Below are 17,785 nucleotides of genomic sequence, written 5' to 3'. Positions count from 1 at the left end.
GTCTGTGGTTTCATCACGTTACCTGGTACGACCCCGAACCAACTTATAATTCATCCGACACAAGTGTAACCAGATGGCATCGACTGCACCCAGATGACATCGATGTAAGCAGGTGAGCCGACGAGACGCCGGACACGTGCCAGAGTACCACTCACCGGTCGGATACACCCGAGACAGGTTCGGATTTTTATGAGTCGAGGTAGTAGCGCAACGCGAGACGATGAACCCACTCAAACCCCCCTGCATGCGCAAGGGCTCACACGCGAAAGAGGGCGCAAAGAAGGGCGCGGAGATCGGTGCGACTATCGGGAGCCCGCTCGGCCCGCTCGGTTCGGGCATCGGAGCGGGCTTCGGCGCGGCGAGCGGCCACATCGCCGGCTCGGTCCGGGACTCGGTCGAGGACGTGCTCAAACCGTTCTGACTCGGTTACCGACCCGTTCTGACGCGGTGACACAGGTAGAAAACCTTCAAAGCCTCCCGGCGAAATTCTCTCCGTATGGACACCTACGAGTTGATCACTCGGAACACCGAGGAGGTCATCACGGAGGAGGAGGTACGCGAACTGGCCGACGACCCCACAGGCAAGCGGGTCTACGTCGGCTACGAGCCCTCCGGCGTACTCCACGTCGGGCACCTCCTCACCGCGAACAAGCTCATCGACCTCCAGGACGCCGGCTTCGAGGTCGTCATCCTGCTCGCGGACGTACACGCCTACCTCAACGGGAAGGGGACCTTCGACGAGATTCGTGACACGGCCGAACAGATGCGCGCACAGTTCCTCGCGTACGGCCTCGACGAAGCGCGGACCGAGTTCGTCTACGGGAGCGAGTTCCAGCTCGACGAGGACTACGTGCTGGACCTGCACGAACTCGAACTCTCCACGAGCCTGAACCGCGCCCAGCGCGCGATGGCGGAACTCCAGTCCGGCGAGACCGCGAAGGTCAGCCACGTCGTCTACCCGCTCATGCAGGCGCTCGACATCGAGTACCTCGACCTGGACCTCGCCATCGGCGGCCTCGACCAGCGCAAGGTTCACATGCTCCACCGCGAGGAGATGGCGACCCTCGACTACGAGTCCCGACCGTGCCTGCACACGCCCATCCTCGCGGACCTCACGACGGGTGTCGGCAAGATGTCCTCCTCGAAGGGCGTCACCATCTCCATGGAGGACTCCTCGGAGGACCTGAAAGAGAAGGTCACTTCCGCGTTCTGTCCGCCGACTGCCGACCCCGAACCGGACGACGACGGGAACGAGCGCCACAATCCGGTACTCGAACTGTTCAGGTTCCACGTCTTCCCGCGCTTCGAGTCCGTGACGGTCGAACGCCCCGAGAAGTACGGTGGAAACCTCACGTACGACGACTACGAGTCGCTCGAAGCCGACCTCGTCTCGGGCGAACTCCACCCGCAGGACGCCAAGAACACGCTCGCCGAGTACCTCGACGAACTCATCGCCGACGGTCGCGCGAAACTCCGAGAAATCCGCGGGAACTGAGTCGGGACCCCCGAACACCGTTTTCAGCGCGTCGCGTCCACCAGTGGCGCGACGTGGACGATTCCGACCAGCAGGTAGCTCACGACCTGCATCGCTGGGGCCGCCAGCAACGAGACCCCGACCACGACCGCGCCGACGCTCCCCAGCAGGTACGTTCGCCGGTTCGCTGGCACGAGCCACCCGGTCACGGCGTAGGCGACGGTGAACGAGCCGAGCCATGGAAGCCATCCTGCGAGGTCGGCCGCCGGCACCGGGACACCGAGCACCGCCGCGATAGTCCAGCCCATCGCGGTCGCGTTCGTCACAGCCCAGACGACCAGTGGCCTCGAGAACTGGACCGCGTCGTCGGTCCGGCGCAGGCCGACCCTGGCCATCACGCCGAGAAGGCCCACCCAGAGCACGAGCACCGGAAGCGGACCGACGCGGCCCCAGGCCGCCAGCTGGGTCCCCAGCCAGCCGACCGTCCCGACCAGTGCTCCGAAGCGGAGGAACTCGTCGCCAGAGAATCCGGACACGGCCGTGGGTACGCCGCCCAGGGCCGAATATCGTTCGGACGGTTTCAAGTCGGCTCCCGGCAAAGGGCTGCCCATGCACGAGACGAGACGCGCGGTGCTCGACGCGCTCGCGGACGGCCCCATCTCCGGCCCGGCACTCGCGGACGCGCTCGACGTCTCCCGCGCCGCGGTGTGGAAGCACGTCGAAGCCCTCCGGGACGCCGGGTTCGTCATCGAGAGCGACGACGACGGCTACCACCTCGCCACGGTCCCCGAGTACGGTGGGATGGCAATCGAGTACGGGCTGGACGCCCCATACGAGGTGGAGTACCACGACAGCATCGACTCCACGAACCGGCGCGCCCGCGAACTCGCCAGTGAGGGCGAGGGGAACGTCGTGGTCGTCGCAGACGAACAGACCGGTAGCCGCGGTCGCCTGAATCGGGACTGGAGTGCCCCCAGTGGCGGCGTCTGGGCGTCGGTCGTGCTCCGTCCGGACATCCCGCCCGCGCAGGTCCCCCTGCTCACGCTCGCGGCCGCGGTCGCGGTCACCCGTGTTGCACGTGAAGCTGGCGTCGACGCCGGCATCAAGTGGCCGAACGACGTCCTCGTGAGCGTCGATGGTACACACCACAAACTCGCGGGCATCCTCACCGAGATGGAGGGCGAGGCAGACCGCGTCTCGTGGGTAGTCATCGGTATCGGCGTGAACGTCAACATCGACGCGAGCGCCCTGCCAGTGACCGCGACGACGGTTCGCGAGCTCGTCGGCGACGTGGACCGGCGCAATTTCCTCCAGCGCGTGCTGGAAGAGTTCCACGACCTCGCAGGCGACCCCGACTCGATTCTGCCGGCGTGGCGCGAGGCGTCGCTGACGCTCGGCCAGCGAGTGCGCGTCGAGACGCCCGGCGGAGAAGTAGTCGGCGACGCAGTGGACGTGACGTTCCCCGGCGCACTGCTCGTCGAGACCGGCGAGGGGACCGCCCGGGTCAGTGCCGGGGACTGTGAACACCTGCGACCTGTCGACGGGACTTGAGTAGTCGCGTCGCAGTGGCTACCTGAAGAGTATCGCCGCTGCCAGCGGCAGCGAGGCGATGGCGGCAAACATGGCCATCCAGGAGGGGACGACCAGTGCGAACGTCGCGTTGATGAAGGCGATGGCGGCGAACGCGACCACCTTGTCGCCGAGGTCCATCATCGTCCTACCCTCGCAGTGTAGAACCATGGCCCTTGCGCCGTGGTCGGCGTCGCGTCACCGTTCTCGTTCCCCGTCGCCCACCTGTACCGTCAACACGGGCACTGCCGAGGACCGAACGACGCGCTCGGCGACGCTGCCGAGCAACAGGCGGTCGATACCGCCCCGTCCGTGGGTGCCCATCACCACGAGGTCGCAGTCGTTCTCCTCCGCGTACCTGACGACCTCTTTGCTCGGTGAGCCTTCGAGGATACTGCCGACGACGGGGACGCCGGCAGGGTCGGCGATGGCCTGTACCCGTTCGATGGCGTGTTCCCCCTCCTGCTGGAGCATGTCGTGCAGCCCCTCCCACGAGGTCTCGATGGGCACACCACCGTAGCTCGCGGAGTTCAGGACGTAGACGGCGTGGAGTGTCGACCCGTGAGCGGTAGCGAGGTCCACGGCGTGCTGGATGGCACGTTCGACGCCCTGTGAGCCGTCGGTCGGGACGAGGATACGGTCGTACATGCGATATGCTACCACGTAAGATACCCTCGCTCTTTAGTTGTCCCCCCAGAACGGGCCAGAATCGCCGTCTAGAGCAGGACCCGAGAGACGTCGCTCGTCTCTGCCCGCCGCACCACTGCCCGGACCGGGTCGCGGACCCCGGCGAGGTTGTCGGAGTCACCGTCGAGGACCAGCAGTTTGGCCTCGCGCCCGGGTTCGATGCAGCCGTAGTCCAGCCCGGCCAGTTCTGCACCACCGAGCGTGGCCATGCGAAGCACTTCGGTCGCGGTCACGTCGCAGAGTTTCGCCGTGAACGCCATCTCGCGGAACATCGACGGCGAGTTCAGCATCACGTTGTCGGTGCCGAGCGCGATCGTGGTCCGGTCGAGCCACTCCCGAATCGGCGGGAGGCCGACGTCGGTGACGAGGTTCGAGCGCGGGCAGACCGCGATAGGCGTCTCTTTCTCTTCGACCCGGTCGAAGTGCTGGGGCTCCGGATGGACCATGTGGACGAGGAAGTCCGGGTCGAGGTCCATCGCCGCGTCGATGTCCGACGGGTCGGCCTCACCGGCGTGGATGCCGAATAGCTTGCCCGCCTCGGCGGTCGCCGCGCGCTCTTCCGTGAAGTCGGCGTCGTTCGCTCCGGAGGCCCCGAACCCGTCGGCCTCCTCGAGTCGCATCGCGTCGACCGTCTCGCGCCCGAGCACGACCGGGTCGATGTCGAGCCCGTCGGCCGCCTCGCGGATGGCCCGGACGCCCTCGACGCCGCCCTCGCGGAACTCGACGCAGGTCGCGGTCCCACCCGCTTGCATGAACTGGAGCGACCGGCGCATGGCGGCGACTTTCTCCTCGGTGCTGGTCTGGCGGAGCAGGCGGTGTTTCAGCCCGTCCGGCGGCGCGACGAGTTCGGCCAGTGAGAGCCCGCCACCGGCCTCCTTGGCGATGGAGTCGCCGATGTGGGTGTGGGCGTTGACGAACGCCGGGAGGACGATGTCGTCGCTCTCGACTGTGGCTTCCTCGATGGCCTGTATCGTGCCGTCTTCGACGACGACGCGGCCTTCTATCGGTTCGAACTCTGTGCCTGCCAGGATGGTCCCTTCGAGTATCATGATTGCTGGGCGAACTGGTCGAGCGTCGCGTGCAGCCCGCTCCCGACCTCGGAGACGAGCGCGTTCTCTTCGATGTCGAGCGTCCTGACCACGGCGCTTCGCACCTGGTCGGTCACCGCCTCCGGGGCGTACACCCCGAGTCGCCACTGCGATTTCTGGGCCGACTGGAGCGCCTGCACCAGCGGCGACTGCTCGTCCAGTCGGCGCGCCTCGCCGTTGACGAGCACCCGGGTCGAAGACTCCTTCATCGATGGCTCGCCGGGCACGTCGAGGATGACCTGCCCGGAAGAGAGCCCGGCCTCGTCGGCGATCTCCAGTTCGTACCCTCTGATGTCCTCGTGTTCGGCCGCGAGCAGGGAGTCCGGTACGTCGTCGTACTCGGCCCACACGGCCCGCTTGAACAGGTCGCGGTGGTCGAACCGGCGGGCGAGTTCGGCCGTGCTCTCGCAGTTGCGGAGCGTGTACAGGAGGTCGTGGTCGTCCATCCGGCGAAGTTCCTCCGGGGTGGTCTCGGTCGTATCGAGCAGTCGCTCGCCAGCCTGCCGGAGCATCGCCTTCGAGATACGCGCGACGTGGTGGCCGTACACCGTCGGCGTCATCAGTGCCCGTGCGACGAGCAGGCTCTCTGCGGTCTGGACGTTCCCCTCGTCGAGCACCAGTTCGCCGTCGGCGAAGGTGAGTTCGCGCAGGAGACGCGCGTGGTCGATGGTGCCGTACGGGACGCCGGTGTGGTGGGCGTCACGGACGAGGTAGTCCATCCGGTCCACGTCGAGTTCGCCCGAGACGATCTGACCGTAGCGGCCGTCACCGGCGACGAGGTCGGCTATCTCGTGTGGGGCGATGTCGTACTCGCGCAGGACCTCGCCGACGGCCCCGCGCTCGAACAGTTCGTGCACGTCGTCGTGGTACTTGCCCGTGCGCCGGTGAGTCAGCGGTTCGAGATTGTGTGAGAACGGGCCGTGGCCCACGTCGTGCAGGAGGGCGGCCGCCCGGACCTTCTCGGCGTTCTTCCCCTCGACGCCGAGGTGGTCGAGCGCCCGGCAGGCGTTGTGGTACACCCCGAGGGAGTGCTCGAACCGCGTGTGGTTCGCGGAGGGGTAGACCAGCGAGGCGGTACCCAGTTGCGCGATGTGCCGGAGTCGCTGCATCTCCGGTGTGTCGAGCAGCGCCCGCGCCACACCGTCCACCTCGATGTGGTCGTGTACGCTATCCTTGATGGTCTTCATTGGCCGGGATTTCGGCGCGTTCGTATAAAAGGAGTCGGGCATACGCCCCGGTCGAACGCCGGTCATCGGCACGGAGCCGAGGGATGGGTTCGTGCGACTGGACCGGCGAACCCGCTCAGTCGATGTCGATGTCGATTGCGGGGCGTTCCTGCTGGCTGTTCACGGACGCGTCCCAGCTGAAGTCACCGGTCAGGGTGAAGTCCGACGCCACGTCGACGCCGGTCAGCTTGAGGTACTTCTTCTCGTCACCCGCGGTCGGGGCGGCCTCGATGGAGCACCCGGCCGGGTCGTCGTTGAACGCGACGTTCGAGACGGTGACGGTCTGGCCCGCGTTCGCCTTCACGGTGATGGCGAGTTCGTCGGCGGAGCTGTCGCCGGTCGCCGACGGGTCGTTCACCGTGTAGCTGACCATCGAGACGTCTTCGCCGTCGTCGACGGTGAGGGTCGCCTCGTTGGTGTCCGCGTCGTACGCGAGGGTGAACGAGCCGCTCACCGGGTCGGGCCAGGCGTTCTGGGCCTCGTTCCGGTTGCTGTTGTCGTTCCCGAGGTACAGTTCGCCGGCACCGCTACCGCCGGACTGACCGTAGCGGATGCGGCCGAACCACGAGCCTGCGCCGTCACCGAGCTGGGTGACACCGAAGCCGTCACCGGTGATACACTCGAGCTGGGCCTGCAGGTCGCCGCCGGTGTTGTGGCGGCACTGTTCGGCAGTGAACTTCAGGCCGAAGTGGCAGGCGTCGGTCTGGGCGATGTTCACGTCGAGGGTCGCGTCGGTGTCCGCGTCGACGTACCCACGGGCGCGGAGTTCGTCGTCGAAAGTGCCACTCGCGGCCGGGTTGTTGACCAGCGGGAGGTCGGTGAACCCGAGGCGGTCTGCGTCATCCGCCTTGCACGGGAGGTACCAGTTCATGACGTAGCAGTGCACGCCCGGTTCGAAACAGGCGGCGGCGACGTCGGGGTCACCGGCGACGCCCGAGCCGTCTTCCTTGACGACTGGCGGGAGCCGGACGCGGCCGTCGTACTCTGGCCCGAACTGTTCGAGCCAGCCGGACATCGAGCCCGCATAGAGGATTTCACCGGCCTCGTCGGCGGTGCCGAACGGGTTCTCGCCCTCGGCCCCAGGCGTCGAGAGGTTGTCACAGTCGGGGTCGGTCGAGACCACGACGTAGAGGTAATCGCACAACTCGCCGCCCTCGAAGGTCGGGTCGTCGACGATTTCACCGGCCTGAATCTCCGGTTCGGTCGGGGAATCGACGCCCTCGCGGTAGTCTTCGAAACTGGCCACGTTGAACAGTTCCGCGTAGATGAACGACGGGTTGCCACACAGGTGGAAACTGAACGTCGTCTCGCCCTCGTCGTACGGCTTGATGTCGTCGAGGTCGATGAACATCGCACGCTCCTCACCGGACGGGCCGTTGATGTAGCCCGGGTAGAAGCCGTTCGTCGGGTCGTCGACGACGGTGTAGTTCAGCGCCTCCACGAGGTCCTGGACGTTGCTCGCATCTTCGAGTCGACACAGCACGGAGTCGTTCCCGCCGAAGTTCTCGTTGAGCGTGCCCCACGCCTCGTGGCTGATAGCCTCGCCAGCTTCGTTGCGCAGCGCAGGCGCGGCGGCGATCTCGTAGGTCATGCCGTCGGTCCCGGCGACGATTGCCGGGCGCTGGTCGGCGGGGACCATCTGGAGGTCGTAGCGCTCCCACGGCTTGTACGTGGTGCGGTAGTCGAGCAGCAGGTCGACGCGACCTGCCTCGTACCAGCCTTCGAGTTCTTCCGTGTCGCTGAAGAACGCGGTCGTCCCGAGGCCTGCGCCTGCGCTCGCCACTCCGATTGTCCCGAGTCCTGCCAGCACCTGCCGGCGTGAAAGTTTGTTTGCCATGATGGTATCTGTGAGCCACCTGTTTCCCCAGGTGATAAGCGAGGAGAGGTCTCGGACCCGTTTCCTTATGAGCGGCTTCGGCCGTTCGAGTCGGCGGTTCCGTAGAATCTGCTCCCGTCGAAGGTGACAATCGAGGGCGACAGGCCGACCTTGTCGCCGGGGTATGGCGGCCGTACCGGGACGAACGAACATGGTTCGGCCGCCATACCGGTGTCGAGCACCAGTCGAGTCTCTCCGACTGCTCGGCTGTCGATACCCGGTCTGTCTGGCTTTGGGTCTTCCTCGAGTCACTGCATGCGCTGAAAAACCGAGAGAGCGAGTGAATCGGCGAAGCTTCTGACACCCTCGTGTGAACGTCTCAGTCCCGTCTGGAATACACAGCACGTGCTGGGCTTCGAACGCCCCGCTGACGGACACCGACACGCCCCACCACAGACGGTCTGTTGATTTTCCGGAGGACCGTTCGTGCTACGAGTCCGCCGCGAACTCGACGCCCGTTATCTCGAATCGAGCACCACCGCTCGTCTCCGGCCCTATCGAGATCTCCCACCCGTGTGCGTCGGCGATCGCCCGGGCGATAGAGAGCCCGAATCCAGTCCCATCCTCACGGCCCGAGTACCCGAAGTCGAACACGCGTTCGGGGTCGACCCCGGCGAACCCGGGGCCATCGTCCTCGATGTAGAGCCCTGCACCGTCCGGGAGTGGCCCCACCCGGACAGTGACGTCGCTCCCACCGTGCTCGACACTGTTTCGCAACACGTTCTCGAACAGCTGGAGCAGTCGGTCTCGGTCTGCGAGTATCGTCGGTACCGGGTCGTACACACACTCGACGGTCGCCGGTACCGTACCTTCCCGTGCCCGCGAGAACACCGCTTCGACGTCGGTCGGTTTCGTTGTCTCGACCAGCCAGCCCTGACGTGCGACGGTGAGCAGGTCGTCGACGAGTCTCCCTGCCCGCTTTAGCGCTTCCTCGGCGGCGTCGAGGTGTTCGGCCCCGCCCGTCTCCCGGTACAGGTGCAACCGGCCGCCGATGACCGCCAGCGGCGACCGCAGGTCGTGTGTCACGGTGCTGGTGAACTCCTCCAGCCGCTCGTTCTGTCGTTCGAGTCGTTTGCGCTGCCGTTCGAGTTCTCGCTCGCGGCGCTTCTGGTCGGTGATGTCCTGAACGACACCGAGAGCACGGTGTGGTTCGCCCACATCGTCGTCGAACATCCGCCCGCGGGCGGCGATCCACCGCTGCTGCCCGTCCACGCGGACGATGGGGCACTCGAACGCCCACACTCCCGTCCGGAGACTCTCCTCGAAGCTCCGCTCGATGCGGTCGCGATGTCCCGGGACGACGTGGTCGAGGAACCGCTCGAAGCTCCAGTCGTCGGGCGGTTCGTCGTAGCCGAATATCTCGTCGTGTCGAGCCGTCCGGACGGGCGAGTCGAGCGTCTGCAGGTCGAGTTCCCAGATACCGATTCCCCCGATTTCGGTCGCGAGGTGGAGCCGTTCCTCGGACGCTCGCAGTGCCTGCTCGGCCAGCTCGCTGTCCGCACGGGGCCTCCTCGCGGACGTGTTGGGACACTCGACGGTATCACCACTCCCGCGTGGCGTCTTTCGCTGGGACGTCGGAGTGTCGACGGGACGCCACCACACACGCCCGCGGGCGCCGACCTCTTTCGTTTCGATAACTCCCTCGCCGACGAGGGTTTCGAGTTGCTCGGAGACGGCCCGAGTGAGACAGTCGAACTCCGCGGCCACCTCCGATGTGGTCAGCGGAGTCCCGGGCGGGCCGAGCCGTTCGACCACCGCTCTGACGGCCGTGAGCGATGGTGCGGCAGATGGCATGAACAATATAGGACACTAGAGCGCATATACCGTACGCCAACGCCAGGTGAAGGGGAAGCACGTAGGAGTCTCGAAAGGCCCCTCGCAGGTGGCAAGGAGACGGTATCCGATACGGGACACGAAAACCGTCGCCGGGTTCCCAGAATCACGGATTCGGCTTTCCCGGGTTTCACCACGCCCTCGCTGTCCCAACGAAAAGAGACCCCGCCGTTTAGGGCGAGGAGGCCGTCATGCGCCTACTCGCACTGGCAGACGAGGCCACCGGAGACCAGGAGACCAGTCGGGCTGGGTCCTGCTGCGGGCACGTTGTTCTCGACTGCGACGGACAGCCGGTAGGTGCCAGCTTCGGTGATGTCGAAGCTCTCGGCGGTCATGACCTTGAACTGCTCCATGTCGGTGGTGTACGCCGCCGTTTCCACCATGTTGAAGCCGATTTCGTCGGTCTTCTGGAGGCTGAACACGATGTCGGACTGGTTGTCTGCCGACCAGTCGAACTCGAGCGTGCAGGTGCCGCCGACGTTCGCGGGTGAGACCTCGAATTCGGTCTCGTAGACGTACTGCCCGGCGGGGTAGGAGCCGGTCCCTGCTCCGCCGACGTGGTTGACCCACGACGCCGTGGAGTCGAACGCCGCGTTGTACTGCGGGTCGATCCAGGCCGGGTGCGTCGAGATGGACTGTGCAGCGCCGGTCGGTTCGCCGTCGGGGGCGACCGAGACGTTCCACTCGGCGACGCCGGTGGACAGGTCGATTGCGGCCTCGGCACAGGTGTTGTGGCGGCACTGTTCGGCGGTGAACTTCATGCCGACGTGGCAGGCGTCGGTCTGCGTGATGTTCGCGCTGAGCGTCATCGGTTCCTCGTCGTCGTCCAGGCCGATGTAGCCGCGGGCGCGGAGTTCGTCGTTGAACGTCAGTGCCTCGTCGCCGTCCTGGTCCTGCGAGAGCGGTTCCCCGTTGACGAGGACGTTCTTGATGGGCAGGTCCGTGAACCCGAGGCGGTCGGCATCGTCCTCCATGCACGGGAGGTACCAGTTCATGACGTAGCAGTGCACGCCCGGTTCGAAACAGGCGGCTGCCACGTCGGGGTCACCGGCGACACCCGAACCGTCGGCTTTGACGACGGGCGGGAGTTTGATTCGGCCGTCGAGTTCGGGGCCGAACTGTTCGACCCAGCCCGACATCGAGCCCGCGTAGAGGACGTCCCCGGCCTCGTCGGCGGTGCCGAACGGGTTGACGATGTCCTCCTCGGAGCCGACCGGCGAGAGGTTGTCACAGTCGGGGTCGGTCGAGACCACGACGTACAGGTAGTCACACAGTTCGCCGCCCTCGAAGCGCGGGTCGTCCTCGTCTCCCGGGACCTCCCCGGCTTCGACTTCGGGTTCGGTGGGCGAATCGACGCCCTCGCGGTAGTCCTCGAAGCTGTCCGCGTTGAGTAACTCGGCGTAGATGTACGACGGGTTGCCACAGAGGTGGAAGCTGAACGTCGTCTCGCCCTCGTCGTACGGCTTGATGTCGTCCAGGTCGACGAACATGCCGCGCTCGCCGTCGACGAATCCCGGCCTGTAGACGTTCCCATCGGAGACCGTGGTGAACCGGGTCTGTTCCAGTACCGCACTGATGTCGGTGGTGTCCGGGAGGTTACACACGTCCGCGAAGAGGTCCGTGTTCCCCGTGACGAGGTTCGCCCACTGCTGGTGGGTGACCGCGTCGCCGTTCTCGTCGCGGACCGCGGGCGCGGCGGCGATCTCGTAGGTCATGCCGTCGGTCCCGGCGACGACTGCCGGGCGCTGGTCGGCGGGGACCATCTGGAGGTCGTAGCGCTCCCACGGCTTGTACGTCGAGCGGTAATCGAGGACGAGGTCGACGCGACCCGCCTCGTACCAGCCTTCGAGTTCTTCCGTGTCGCTGAAGAAGGCAGTCGTGCCGAGGCCTGCGCCTGCACTCGCTACTCCGATTGTCCCGAGTCCTGCCAGCACCTGCCGGCGTGAAAGTTTGTTTGCCATGATAGTCTGTTCGCCCAGGACTCCCCCCAGGCTATGGCGACATGTAGGACTGTCTGGGGGTTACCTATAGGGAACTTCAGCGTGGCTGAAGTACCGCTTAAGCGAACGAGCAGGCACCTGAACAGTTCGTTAGGCACCCGGTCGGGCCGTCCCTACCGGCCGGTATCGGCCCGTTCGGTGTCGGAGCGTTCTGCTGGTTCAGTGGTGGCCCCTCCAGGTCAGAGCACTGGCCGTACTGGGCACCACTGGGGGACGGTACTGGAGAGAAGCACCGGTGAACGAACCACTCGCGTCCGCAGAGTTCGTGGCCGGCGACCGGGTCAACAGACCTCGTCGAAGTCCTTGTGCCCGCGGATGTCGACGCCCTCGCCGGTGACCTCGGCGAGGAACACGCCGTTACCGGAGCCGGTGTCTCGCTCGGCGGCCGAGCGGACCGCGCGCGCCGCGACGGTCTTTGCTTCCTCGTTCGACAGGCCGGACTCGTACTCCTGTTCGAGCAGGCCGTGAGCGACCATCATCCCGGAGCCGGTGACGGTGTAGTCGTCCCGCATGACGCCACCCGCCGGGTCGATGGAGTAGACGTGGTGGCCGTCCTCGTCGACACCGCCGAGGATCGGGTTGATGGCGAAGAACGGGCCGCCACGCGCGAAGTTCCCAGCGAGTGTCGAGAGTGCCTTCATCGACATCTCCTCGCCGCGACGAGCCTCGTAGAGGTTTACCTCGGCGCGGAGCGTCCGGATGAACGACTGGGCACCACCGACGCTGCCGACGAGGGTGAGCGCCGCCGTGGGGTGTATCTGCTCGACCTTCTGGACGTCCTTGTTCGCGACGAACATCCCGCCGAGGGAGGCACGCATGTCGGTCGCGATGACGACGCCCTCGTCGGTCGTCAGGCCGACGGTGGTCGTGCCGGTCTTGGTGACGTTCTCCATCTCCTCGGCGCTGTAGTCGCTCTCGGGCAGTGACCCGACCTGTGGCGTGTACGGGTCGGCCGGTTCGAGTGAGAGTGCGTCCGGAATCTGTGGGTCGTCGGCGCGTGGCGTTCGCATTGGTCGGCACTAACACGCGCCCCGGTATAAAAGAACGGCGTTGCCGACGGCTGGTGCTCGGCGGGTGGGGGCACGAGAAGTGGTGTTCGTCTATCTGGTTCCCGTCTGTTCGTACGCGCCGCCGAAGGTCTCGACGACTCTGTGCACCGGCAGCGACACGCCGAAACGGCGCATCGCGAGTGCGAGTGGCATCAGGAGGATGCCCACCGCGATACTGAGCTGGTACAGTGCGAACAGGGCGGCTTGGGTGGCCCGGTCGATCATCTGGCTTCACTCGAGTCCAGCGCACAGGTGGTATATAAGAATTTCTCCCAGACACCGCCGTGTCAGCCACCGTCACCCCGACGCAGTCTGTCGATTCAATTCGACTTTGTTTCTACCCAACTGGAGGTGGGAATCTCGGCTGGATTTCGGTCGCTCATCGCTCAGAGACGCCCGGGATTCTCGTAACTTATGCGAATAATACGCCGCCTCCGCGCGCCGTCGGTCGGAGGAAGCGCTTCGCCCCGCAATCCGAACCACAAAGCAAGCCTTACTGCGGCCCATTGGTCGGTGTATGAGCAATTATCTGGTTGCGATGGAAGCCGCCTGGTTGGTCCGAGACGTAGACAAAATCGACGACGCAATCGGTGTCGCGGTGAGTGAGGCCGGCAAGCGCCTCAACAGCGAAGGGAAAGACTACGTCGAAGTCAACGTCGGCCTCACCGGTTGTCCCGCCTGTGGCGAGGGGTTCGACTCCGCCTACATCGCGGCCGATACGGCACTCGTCGGGCTCGTCCTAGAGATGGAGGTGTTCAACGCCGACAGCGACGAACACGCCAAGCGTATCGCAAAGAGCGAGGTCGGTGGCGCGCTTCGAGACGTCCCCCTCAAAGTCGTCGACACCATCGAGCGCGAGCAGGACGACGAAGACGAGTAGCGCCCCGAAAGCTTATTTTATAACCCGGGGTAATCGGTTGGTATGGAACTTCCCACCCCGACTGACCTCCGTGAACGACGGAAAGGGTTGGATCTCACCCAGAGCGAACTCGCCGACGCTGCTGACGTCTCCCAGCCGCTCATCGCCCGTATCGAGGGCGGCGACGTGGACCCGCGCCTCTCGACACTGCGGCGCATCGTCGAGGCGCTGAACGAGGCCGAAGGCGAGATCAAGCGCGCGGAGGACGTGATGCACGAGGAACTGGAGTTCGTCCGGATGGACGACAGCGTCGGCCGGGCCATCGACATCATGGGCGAGCAGGGCTACTCCCAGCTCCCCGTCGTCGACGAGCGCGGCACCCCCGTCGGCCTCATCTCGAACAGCGACATCCGGCTCCACCGCGAGGACCGCGACATCGAGGAACTCCCCGTCGCGGAGGTCATGAACGAGAGCTACAGTACCGTCGGGCGGGACGCGACCCTCGACAGCATCGACAACCTGCTCGAACTCCACGACGCCGTCATCGTCAAGGAGGAAGGCGAGATGGTCGGCATCATCACCGAGGCCGACATCGCGACGCACCTGGGCTGACCGCGGGCACTCCCTGATACTGAAAGTACTCCGCGGCGTCCATTGGTTTTCGGGCGTCGGCGGGTTCGTTTCCGCTGAGAAGTTTTTATTCGTGGCGTGCTAACGTCCTGCATGAGTCACTACTGCCCCGACTGTGACGTGGGACTCGTGGAGACCGAGTACGGGACCAGCGAAGGCGCAGAGGACATCCGCGTCGAGGCCGGCGGCGGCCTGATGGGTGCGTTGAGCATGGAGGGCAACCCCGTCGTCGCGCACGTCTGCCCGGAGTGTCGGCTGGTGCGATTCTACGCCGAATCCGTGATGTAGGGAGTCGTTTCTGGGTTCGAGCCGGGTTTCGTCGTCGGTGATTCGGCCGACTGAGCAGGGTGAGTGGACGGTGAGAGCGGCTTTCGAGACGACTTCTCGTGAGACAGCACGACTGCTCGCACGATGGCGATAGAGACCGCACCACACTCTCCCCAGCCGATTCCGTTCCTCGCTACGCTCCGGTACTCATCCCTCGCGCGGCTCAGTCTCGCGGCCTCGTTTCACTCGACACGCGAGCCAGCGCGCACCACAGTGAACGTGTCGTCCACCATCGCCCCAGGTCCCGTCTCGTCACCAACGCCTTTGTATTTCCAATGGTTATTCGGAATATGGTCTCAGAGAACCGCATCCGCGACGCGGCCGGCATCACCATCATCGGGGGCGCGTTCATCCTGCTCTACGCTCTGGCCGCCATGGGCGACCTGACGCCGACGCTGGTCGGCGCGGTCCTGCCGCTGTTCGGGCTGGGAGCCGCACTGGTCGTCGGGGGAGGGGCCGTGATGGCCTACCTGAAGCGGGTGTTCCCCGCCGACAGTTCGAAGAACTAGTCCAGCGAGAGGCCGCGAATCTCGACGCTCGCGCCCTCCTTCACTCCGCCGATAACCTTCCCGTCCTCGGTCGCGTCCGCCAGCGCCTCGGCCTCGTCTGCCGGGACGGCCGCCACGAACCCGGTGCCCATGTTGAAGGTGCGGTACATCTCCTCGGGCGAGACGTTCCCGAGGTCCTGCACGAGCCCGAAGATGGCCTGTGCGCCGAAGGGGTCTGTGATGTCGTACTCGAACTCGCCCATGCGCAGGAGGTTCGTCCAGCCGCCGCCGGTGACGTGGGCCGCCGCGTGGACGCCGTGTTCGTGCATCGGCTCCAGCAGGTCCGTGTAGATGCGGGTCGGCTCCAGGAGTTCCTCCCCGATGGTGCGGTCCTCGTCGGCCGGGAAGGGGTCGTCGTAGTCGTACTCGCGCTGGACCGCCTTGCGCGCGAGGGTGAGTCCGTTCGAGTGAATCCCCGAGGAGGGCCACGCGACGAGCTTGTCGCCCGCCTGTGCCTCGCCGTCGAAGACGGCGTCTTTCTTCGCGAGTCCCGCGCAGGTGCCCGCGAGGTCGAGCCCGGAGACGACCTCGGGCATGACTGCAGTTTCGCCACCGAGGAGCGCCACGTCGGCGCGCTCTGCCGCTTCGGCGAGCCCTTCGCCGACCTGTTCGGCGAACTCCTCGGTGGGTTCGTCGACCGCGAGGTAGTCCACGAACGCGACCGGCTTGACGCCCGCCGCGACGAGGTCGTTCGCGTTCATCGCCATGCAGTCGATGCCCACGGTGGAGTAGTCGCCCAGTGCTTCGGCGACGAGCAGTTTCGTCCCGACCCCGTCGGTCGCCAGCCCCAGGTACTGGTCGCCGATGTCCAGCAGGCCCGCGTACTCGGTGTCGACGACGTTGCCGACCGCGTTCAACAGCGCGGCCGTCGCCGCCTCGCTCTCCTCGATGTCCACGCCAGCGTCGGCGTAGGTGAGTTCGTCCTCGTCCTCGGTCATACGAGTTCGCGCCACGGGCAAGCGCAAAAGCCCACCGGTCGACTCCCGCGAGACGACTCTCGGGACGAATTCTAGAACGATTCTGGTCACAGTTCGAAAAACCCCTTTGAAGGGGCTCTCCCTCCGGTCAGATGGAGATGCGAGACCGCACATTGCAACCGAGTCGAACCGAGTTCGCCATCGCGGCACTGGCGGGTGTGGCCGCCGTCGTGGGGTCGTACATCCTCGCGGGCTGGTCGCGACAGTCCTTCGTCGTCGCACCTATCGACGCCGCCGTCGTGAACGCGACCCCGGACGTCGTCGTCAGGTACGCCATCCTGTGGCTCGGCTCGGCCGGGCACCTCCTGCACATCGCGCTGGCTATCGCCATCGCGGTCGCCGGCCTCGCAGTTCCGTCCCTGCTGGCGCTCGCCCTCGCCCGCCGATTCGACCGCCCCCTGCTGGCACCGGCTCTCACTGCGGTTCTGGTCGCGACTGTCCTCGTCGGCGCGACCGGCGCGGTTGCCCCGGGCGCGGTCGGTTCTCTCTCCGCGGCCGCCGTCGTCGGCGCGGGTACGCTCGGTTTCCCCCGGTCCTCGCCCGCTGGCGACTCCACGCACCCCGACGCGCGGGCCGACCCGGCGCGACGACGACTCGTCGGCGTGTTCCTGGGAACCGCCGCCTACGCCGCGGTCGGCTCGGTCCTCGGCGGCAGCGCCCCGCAGACGGGCGAGGCACCCGAAGAACTGGCCTCGAAGGTCGAGACGGACGAGTTGCTGAACGACGCGGCGGCACAGTCGTTCGACGTGGCTGGCCTCGGCGGCCTCGTCACGCCGATCGGCGAGTTCTACGAGACGGACATCAACTCGTTCGACCCCTCTCCGGCCCCGGAGAAGTGGACCCTCACGGTCACCGGGGCGGTCGAGAACGAGGTCACGCTGGAGTACGACGAGTTGACCGGCCGAGACCCCGAACACCGGTTCGTGACGCTACGCTGCGTCGGCGAGAGCCTCAACGGCCACAAGATGGACAACGCGCTCTGGACGGGCATCCCCATCGCCGACCTCATCGAGGAGGCCGGTGTGTCGAGCGACTGCGGCTGTGTGATGGCCCACGCCGCCGACGGGTACTTCGTCCAGTTCCCGCTGGCAGCCCTCGAGAAAGGGTTCCTCGCCTACGGGATGAACGGGATGGCTCTGCCGAAGCAACACGGCCGCCCCGTCCGGTTGCTCGTCCCGGGCCACTGGGGCGAGGTGAACGTGAAGTGGCTAACCGAACTGGAGTTCCTCGACGAGGCGGTCGACGGCTACTGGGAGAAACGCGGCTGGCACGGGACAGGCCCGGTGAACACGGTCGCGAAGCTCCACGCCACGAACCGGCTGGACGACGGGACCGTCGAGGTCGCGGGCCACGCGTACGCAGGCACCCGGGGCGTGGACCGCGTCGAGGTGTCGACCGACGGTGGCGACACGTGGACCGACGCAGAGGTGTCGGTCCCGATACCCGGCGACGACGTGTGGCGCATGTGGCGCTACGCGTTCACCCCCGATGGCCCGACCGAGGTCGTCGTCCGGGCGGTCGACGGCACGGGTGCGGTCCAGTCAGGCGAGACATCGAACTCCTTCCCCAGCGGCGCGAGCGGCTGGGTCCGGAGGACCATCGACGGCTGAGTCGTCGAGGTCGCAGTAACGGTGTCACTAAG

Annotated in this window: 19 protein-coding genes; 8 read left to right on the top strand and 11 right to left on the bottom strand. The window is 66.2% G+C overall.

Annotation, left to right across the window (positions count from 1 at the left end; genetic code table 11):
- Positions 1–220 precede the first annotated feature (220 nt).
- Complete coding sequence (locus ACSC1R_RS14670; RefSeq protein WP_439026469.1) at positions 221–421, top strand: hypothetical protein; 201 nt, start codon at positions 221–223, stop codon at positions 419–421.
- A 75-nt stretch (positions 422–496) separates the two neighbouring features.
- Positions 497–1,495, top strand: a complete 999-nt coding sequence (locus ACSC1R_RS14665) for a tyrosine--tRNA ligase (RefSeq protein ID WP_439026468.1) — start codon at positions 497–499, stop codon at positions 1,493–1,495.
- Positions 1,496–1,518: 23 nt separating this feature from the next.
- Here the strand turns inward: ACSC1R_RS14665 and ACSC1R_RS14660 are convergent, their stop codons facing one another.
- Entirely contained in the window at positions 1,519–2,010 is a 492-nt protein-coding gene (locus ACSC1R_RS14660; protein WP_439026467.1) for a hypothetical protein, read from the bottom strand.
- 73 nt (positions 2,011–2,083) lie between these two features.
- Between ACSC1R_RS14660 and ACSC1R_RS14655 the strand changes: the two genes are divergently transcribed.
- On the top strand, positions 2,084–3,025 hold the full coding sequence (locus ACSC1R_RS14655) for a biotin--[acetyl-CoA-carboxylase] ligase (RefSeq protein WP_439026466.1): 942 nt from the start codon (positions 2,084–2,086) through the stop codon (positions 3,023–3,025).
- An 18-nt stretch (positions 3,026–3,043) separates the two neighbouring features.
- On the opposite strand, the gene ACSC1R_RS14650 is transcribed toward ACSC1R_RS14655, so the two are convergent.
- The 9 genes from ACSC1R_RS14650 to ACSC1R_RS14610 form a co-directional block, all read right to left on the bottom strand.
- Positions 3,044–3,214, bottom strand: a complete 171-nt coding sequence (locus tag ACSC1R_RS14650) for a hypothetical protein (protein ID WP_439026465.1) — start codon at positions 3,212–3,214, stop codon at positions 3,044–3,046.
- A gap of 27 nt (positions 3,215–3,241) precedes the next feature.
- Positions 3,242–3,691: a universal stress protein gene (locus ACSC1R_RS14645; protein ID WP_439026464.1), complete on the bottom strand. Its 450-nt coding sequence runs from the start codon at positions 3,689–3,691 to the stop codon at positions 3,242–3,244.
- Positions 3,692–3,759: 68 nt separating this feature from the next.
- Positions 3,760–4,779 (bottom strand): amidohydrolase family protein, encoded by a 1,020-nt coding sequence (locus ACSC1R_RS14640; protein WP_439026463.1) that lies wholly within the window; start codon positions 4,777–4,779, stop codon positions 3,760–3,762.
- Positions 4,776–6,005 carry an HD domain-containing protein gene (locus ACSC1R_RS14635; protein WP_439026462.1) on the bottom strand — a complete coding sequence of 410 codons (1,230 nt, stop codon included), beginning with the start codon at positions 6,003–6,005 and terminating at the stop codon, positions 4,776–4,778. The genes ACSC1R_RS14640 and ACSC1R_RS14635 overlap by 4 nt, the downstream gene beginning before the upstream one ends.
- 115 nt (positions 6,006–6,120) lie before the next feature.
- A complete protein-coding gene (locus tag ACSC1R_RS14630; RefSeq protein ID WP_439026461.1) occupies positions 6,121–7,881 on the bottom strand; it encodes a choice-of-anchor W domain-containing protein in 1,761 nt (586 codons plus the stop codon).
- A 468-nt stretch (positions 7,882–8,349) separates the two neighbouring features.
- Positions 8,350–9,714, bottom strand: coding sequence for an ATP-binding protein (locus ACSC1R_RS14625; protein WP_439026460.1), 1,365 nt, complete (start codon positions 9,712–9,714; stop codon positions 8,350–8,352).
- 236 nt (positions 9,715–9,950) lie between these two features.
- Positions 9,951–11,714, bottom strand: coding sequence for a hypothetical protein (locus ACSC1R_RS14620; protein WP_439026459.1), 1,764 nt, complete (start codon positions 11,712–11,714; stop codon positions 9,951–9,953).
- A 320-nt stretch (positions 11,715–12,034) separates the two neighbouring features.
- Entirely contained in the window at positions 12,035–12,763 is a 729-nt protein-coding gene (gene psmB / locus ACSC1R_RS14615) for an archaeal proteasome endopeptidase complex subunit beta (RefSeq protein ID WP_439026458.1), read from the bottom strand.
- A 90-nt stretch (positions 12,764–12,853) separates the two neighbouring features.
- Positions 12,854–13,027: a hypothetical protein gene (locus ACSC1R_RS14610; RefSeq protein WP_439026457.1), complete on the bottom strand. Its 174-nt coding sequence runs from the start codon at positions 13,025–13,027 to the stop codon at positions 12,854–12,856.
- Positions 13,028–13,319: 292 nt separating this feature from the next.
- Here ACSC1R_RS14610 and ACSC1R_RS14605 point away from each other — a divergent pair, with 292 nt between their 5' ends.
- The 4 genes from ACSC1R_RS14605 to ACSC1R_RS14590 all read left to right on the top strand — a co-directional run bounded on the left by ACSC1R_RS14605 (position 13,320) and on the right by ACSC1R_RS14590 (position 15,127).
- Positions 13,320–13,682, top strand: coding sequence for a DUF555 domain-containing protein (locus ACSC1R_RS14605; RefSeq protein WP_439026456.1), 363 nt, complete (start codon positions 13,320–13,322; stop codon positions 13,680–13,682).
- A gap of 42 nt (positions 13,683–13,724) precedes the next feature.
- Positions 13,725–14,273: a CBS domain-containing protein gene (locus ACSC1R_RS14600; protein WP_435363941.1), complete on the top strand. Its 549-nt coding sequence runs from the start codon at positions 13,725–13,727 to the stop codon at positions 14,271–14,273.
- 111 nt (positions 14,274–14,384) lie between these two features.
- Positions 14,385–14,579, top strand: coding sequence for a hypothetical protein (locus tag ACSC1R_RS14595; RefSeq protein ID WP_435318418.1), 195 nt, complete (start codon positions 14,385–14,387; stop codon positions 14,577–14,579).
- 329 nt (positions 14,580–14,908) lie between these two features.
- A complete protein-coding gene (locus ACSC1R_RS14590) occupies positions 14,909–15,127 on the top strand; it encodes a hypothetical protein (RefSeq protein ID WP_439026455.1) in 219 nt (72 codons plus the stop codon).
- Here the strand turns inward: ACSC1R_RS14590 and purM are convergent.
- On the bottom strand, positions 15,124–16,104 hold the full coding sequence (gene purM, locus ACSC1R_RS14585; protein WP_439026454.1) for a phosphoribosylformylglycinamidine cyclo-ligase: 981 nt from the start codon (positions 16,102–16,104) through the stop codon (positions 15,124–15,126). The genes ACSC1R_RS14590 and purM overlap by 4 nt on opposite strands.
- Positions 16,105–16,241: 137 nt before the next feature.
- On the opposite strand from purM, the gene ACSC1R_RS14580 reads away from it, so the two are divergent.
- Positions 16,242–17,753, top strand: a complete 1,512-nt coding sequence (locus ACSC1R_RS14580) for a molybdopterin-dependent oxidoreductase (RefSeq protein WP_439026453.1) — start codon at positions 16,242–16,244, stop codon at positions 17,751–17,753.
- Positions 17,754–17,785: the final 32 nt, after the last annotated feature.

The organism is Haloarchaeobius ordinarius (assembly GCF_051801355.1).
In the GTDB taxonomy this organism is placed as follows: domain Archaea; phylum Halobacteriota; class Halobacteria; order Halobacteriales; family Natrialbaceae; genus Haloarchaeobius.
Note: the sequence above shows the minus strand (reverse complement) of the source record. Positions and strands in the feature narration are given on the sequence as shown.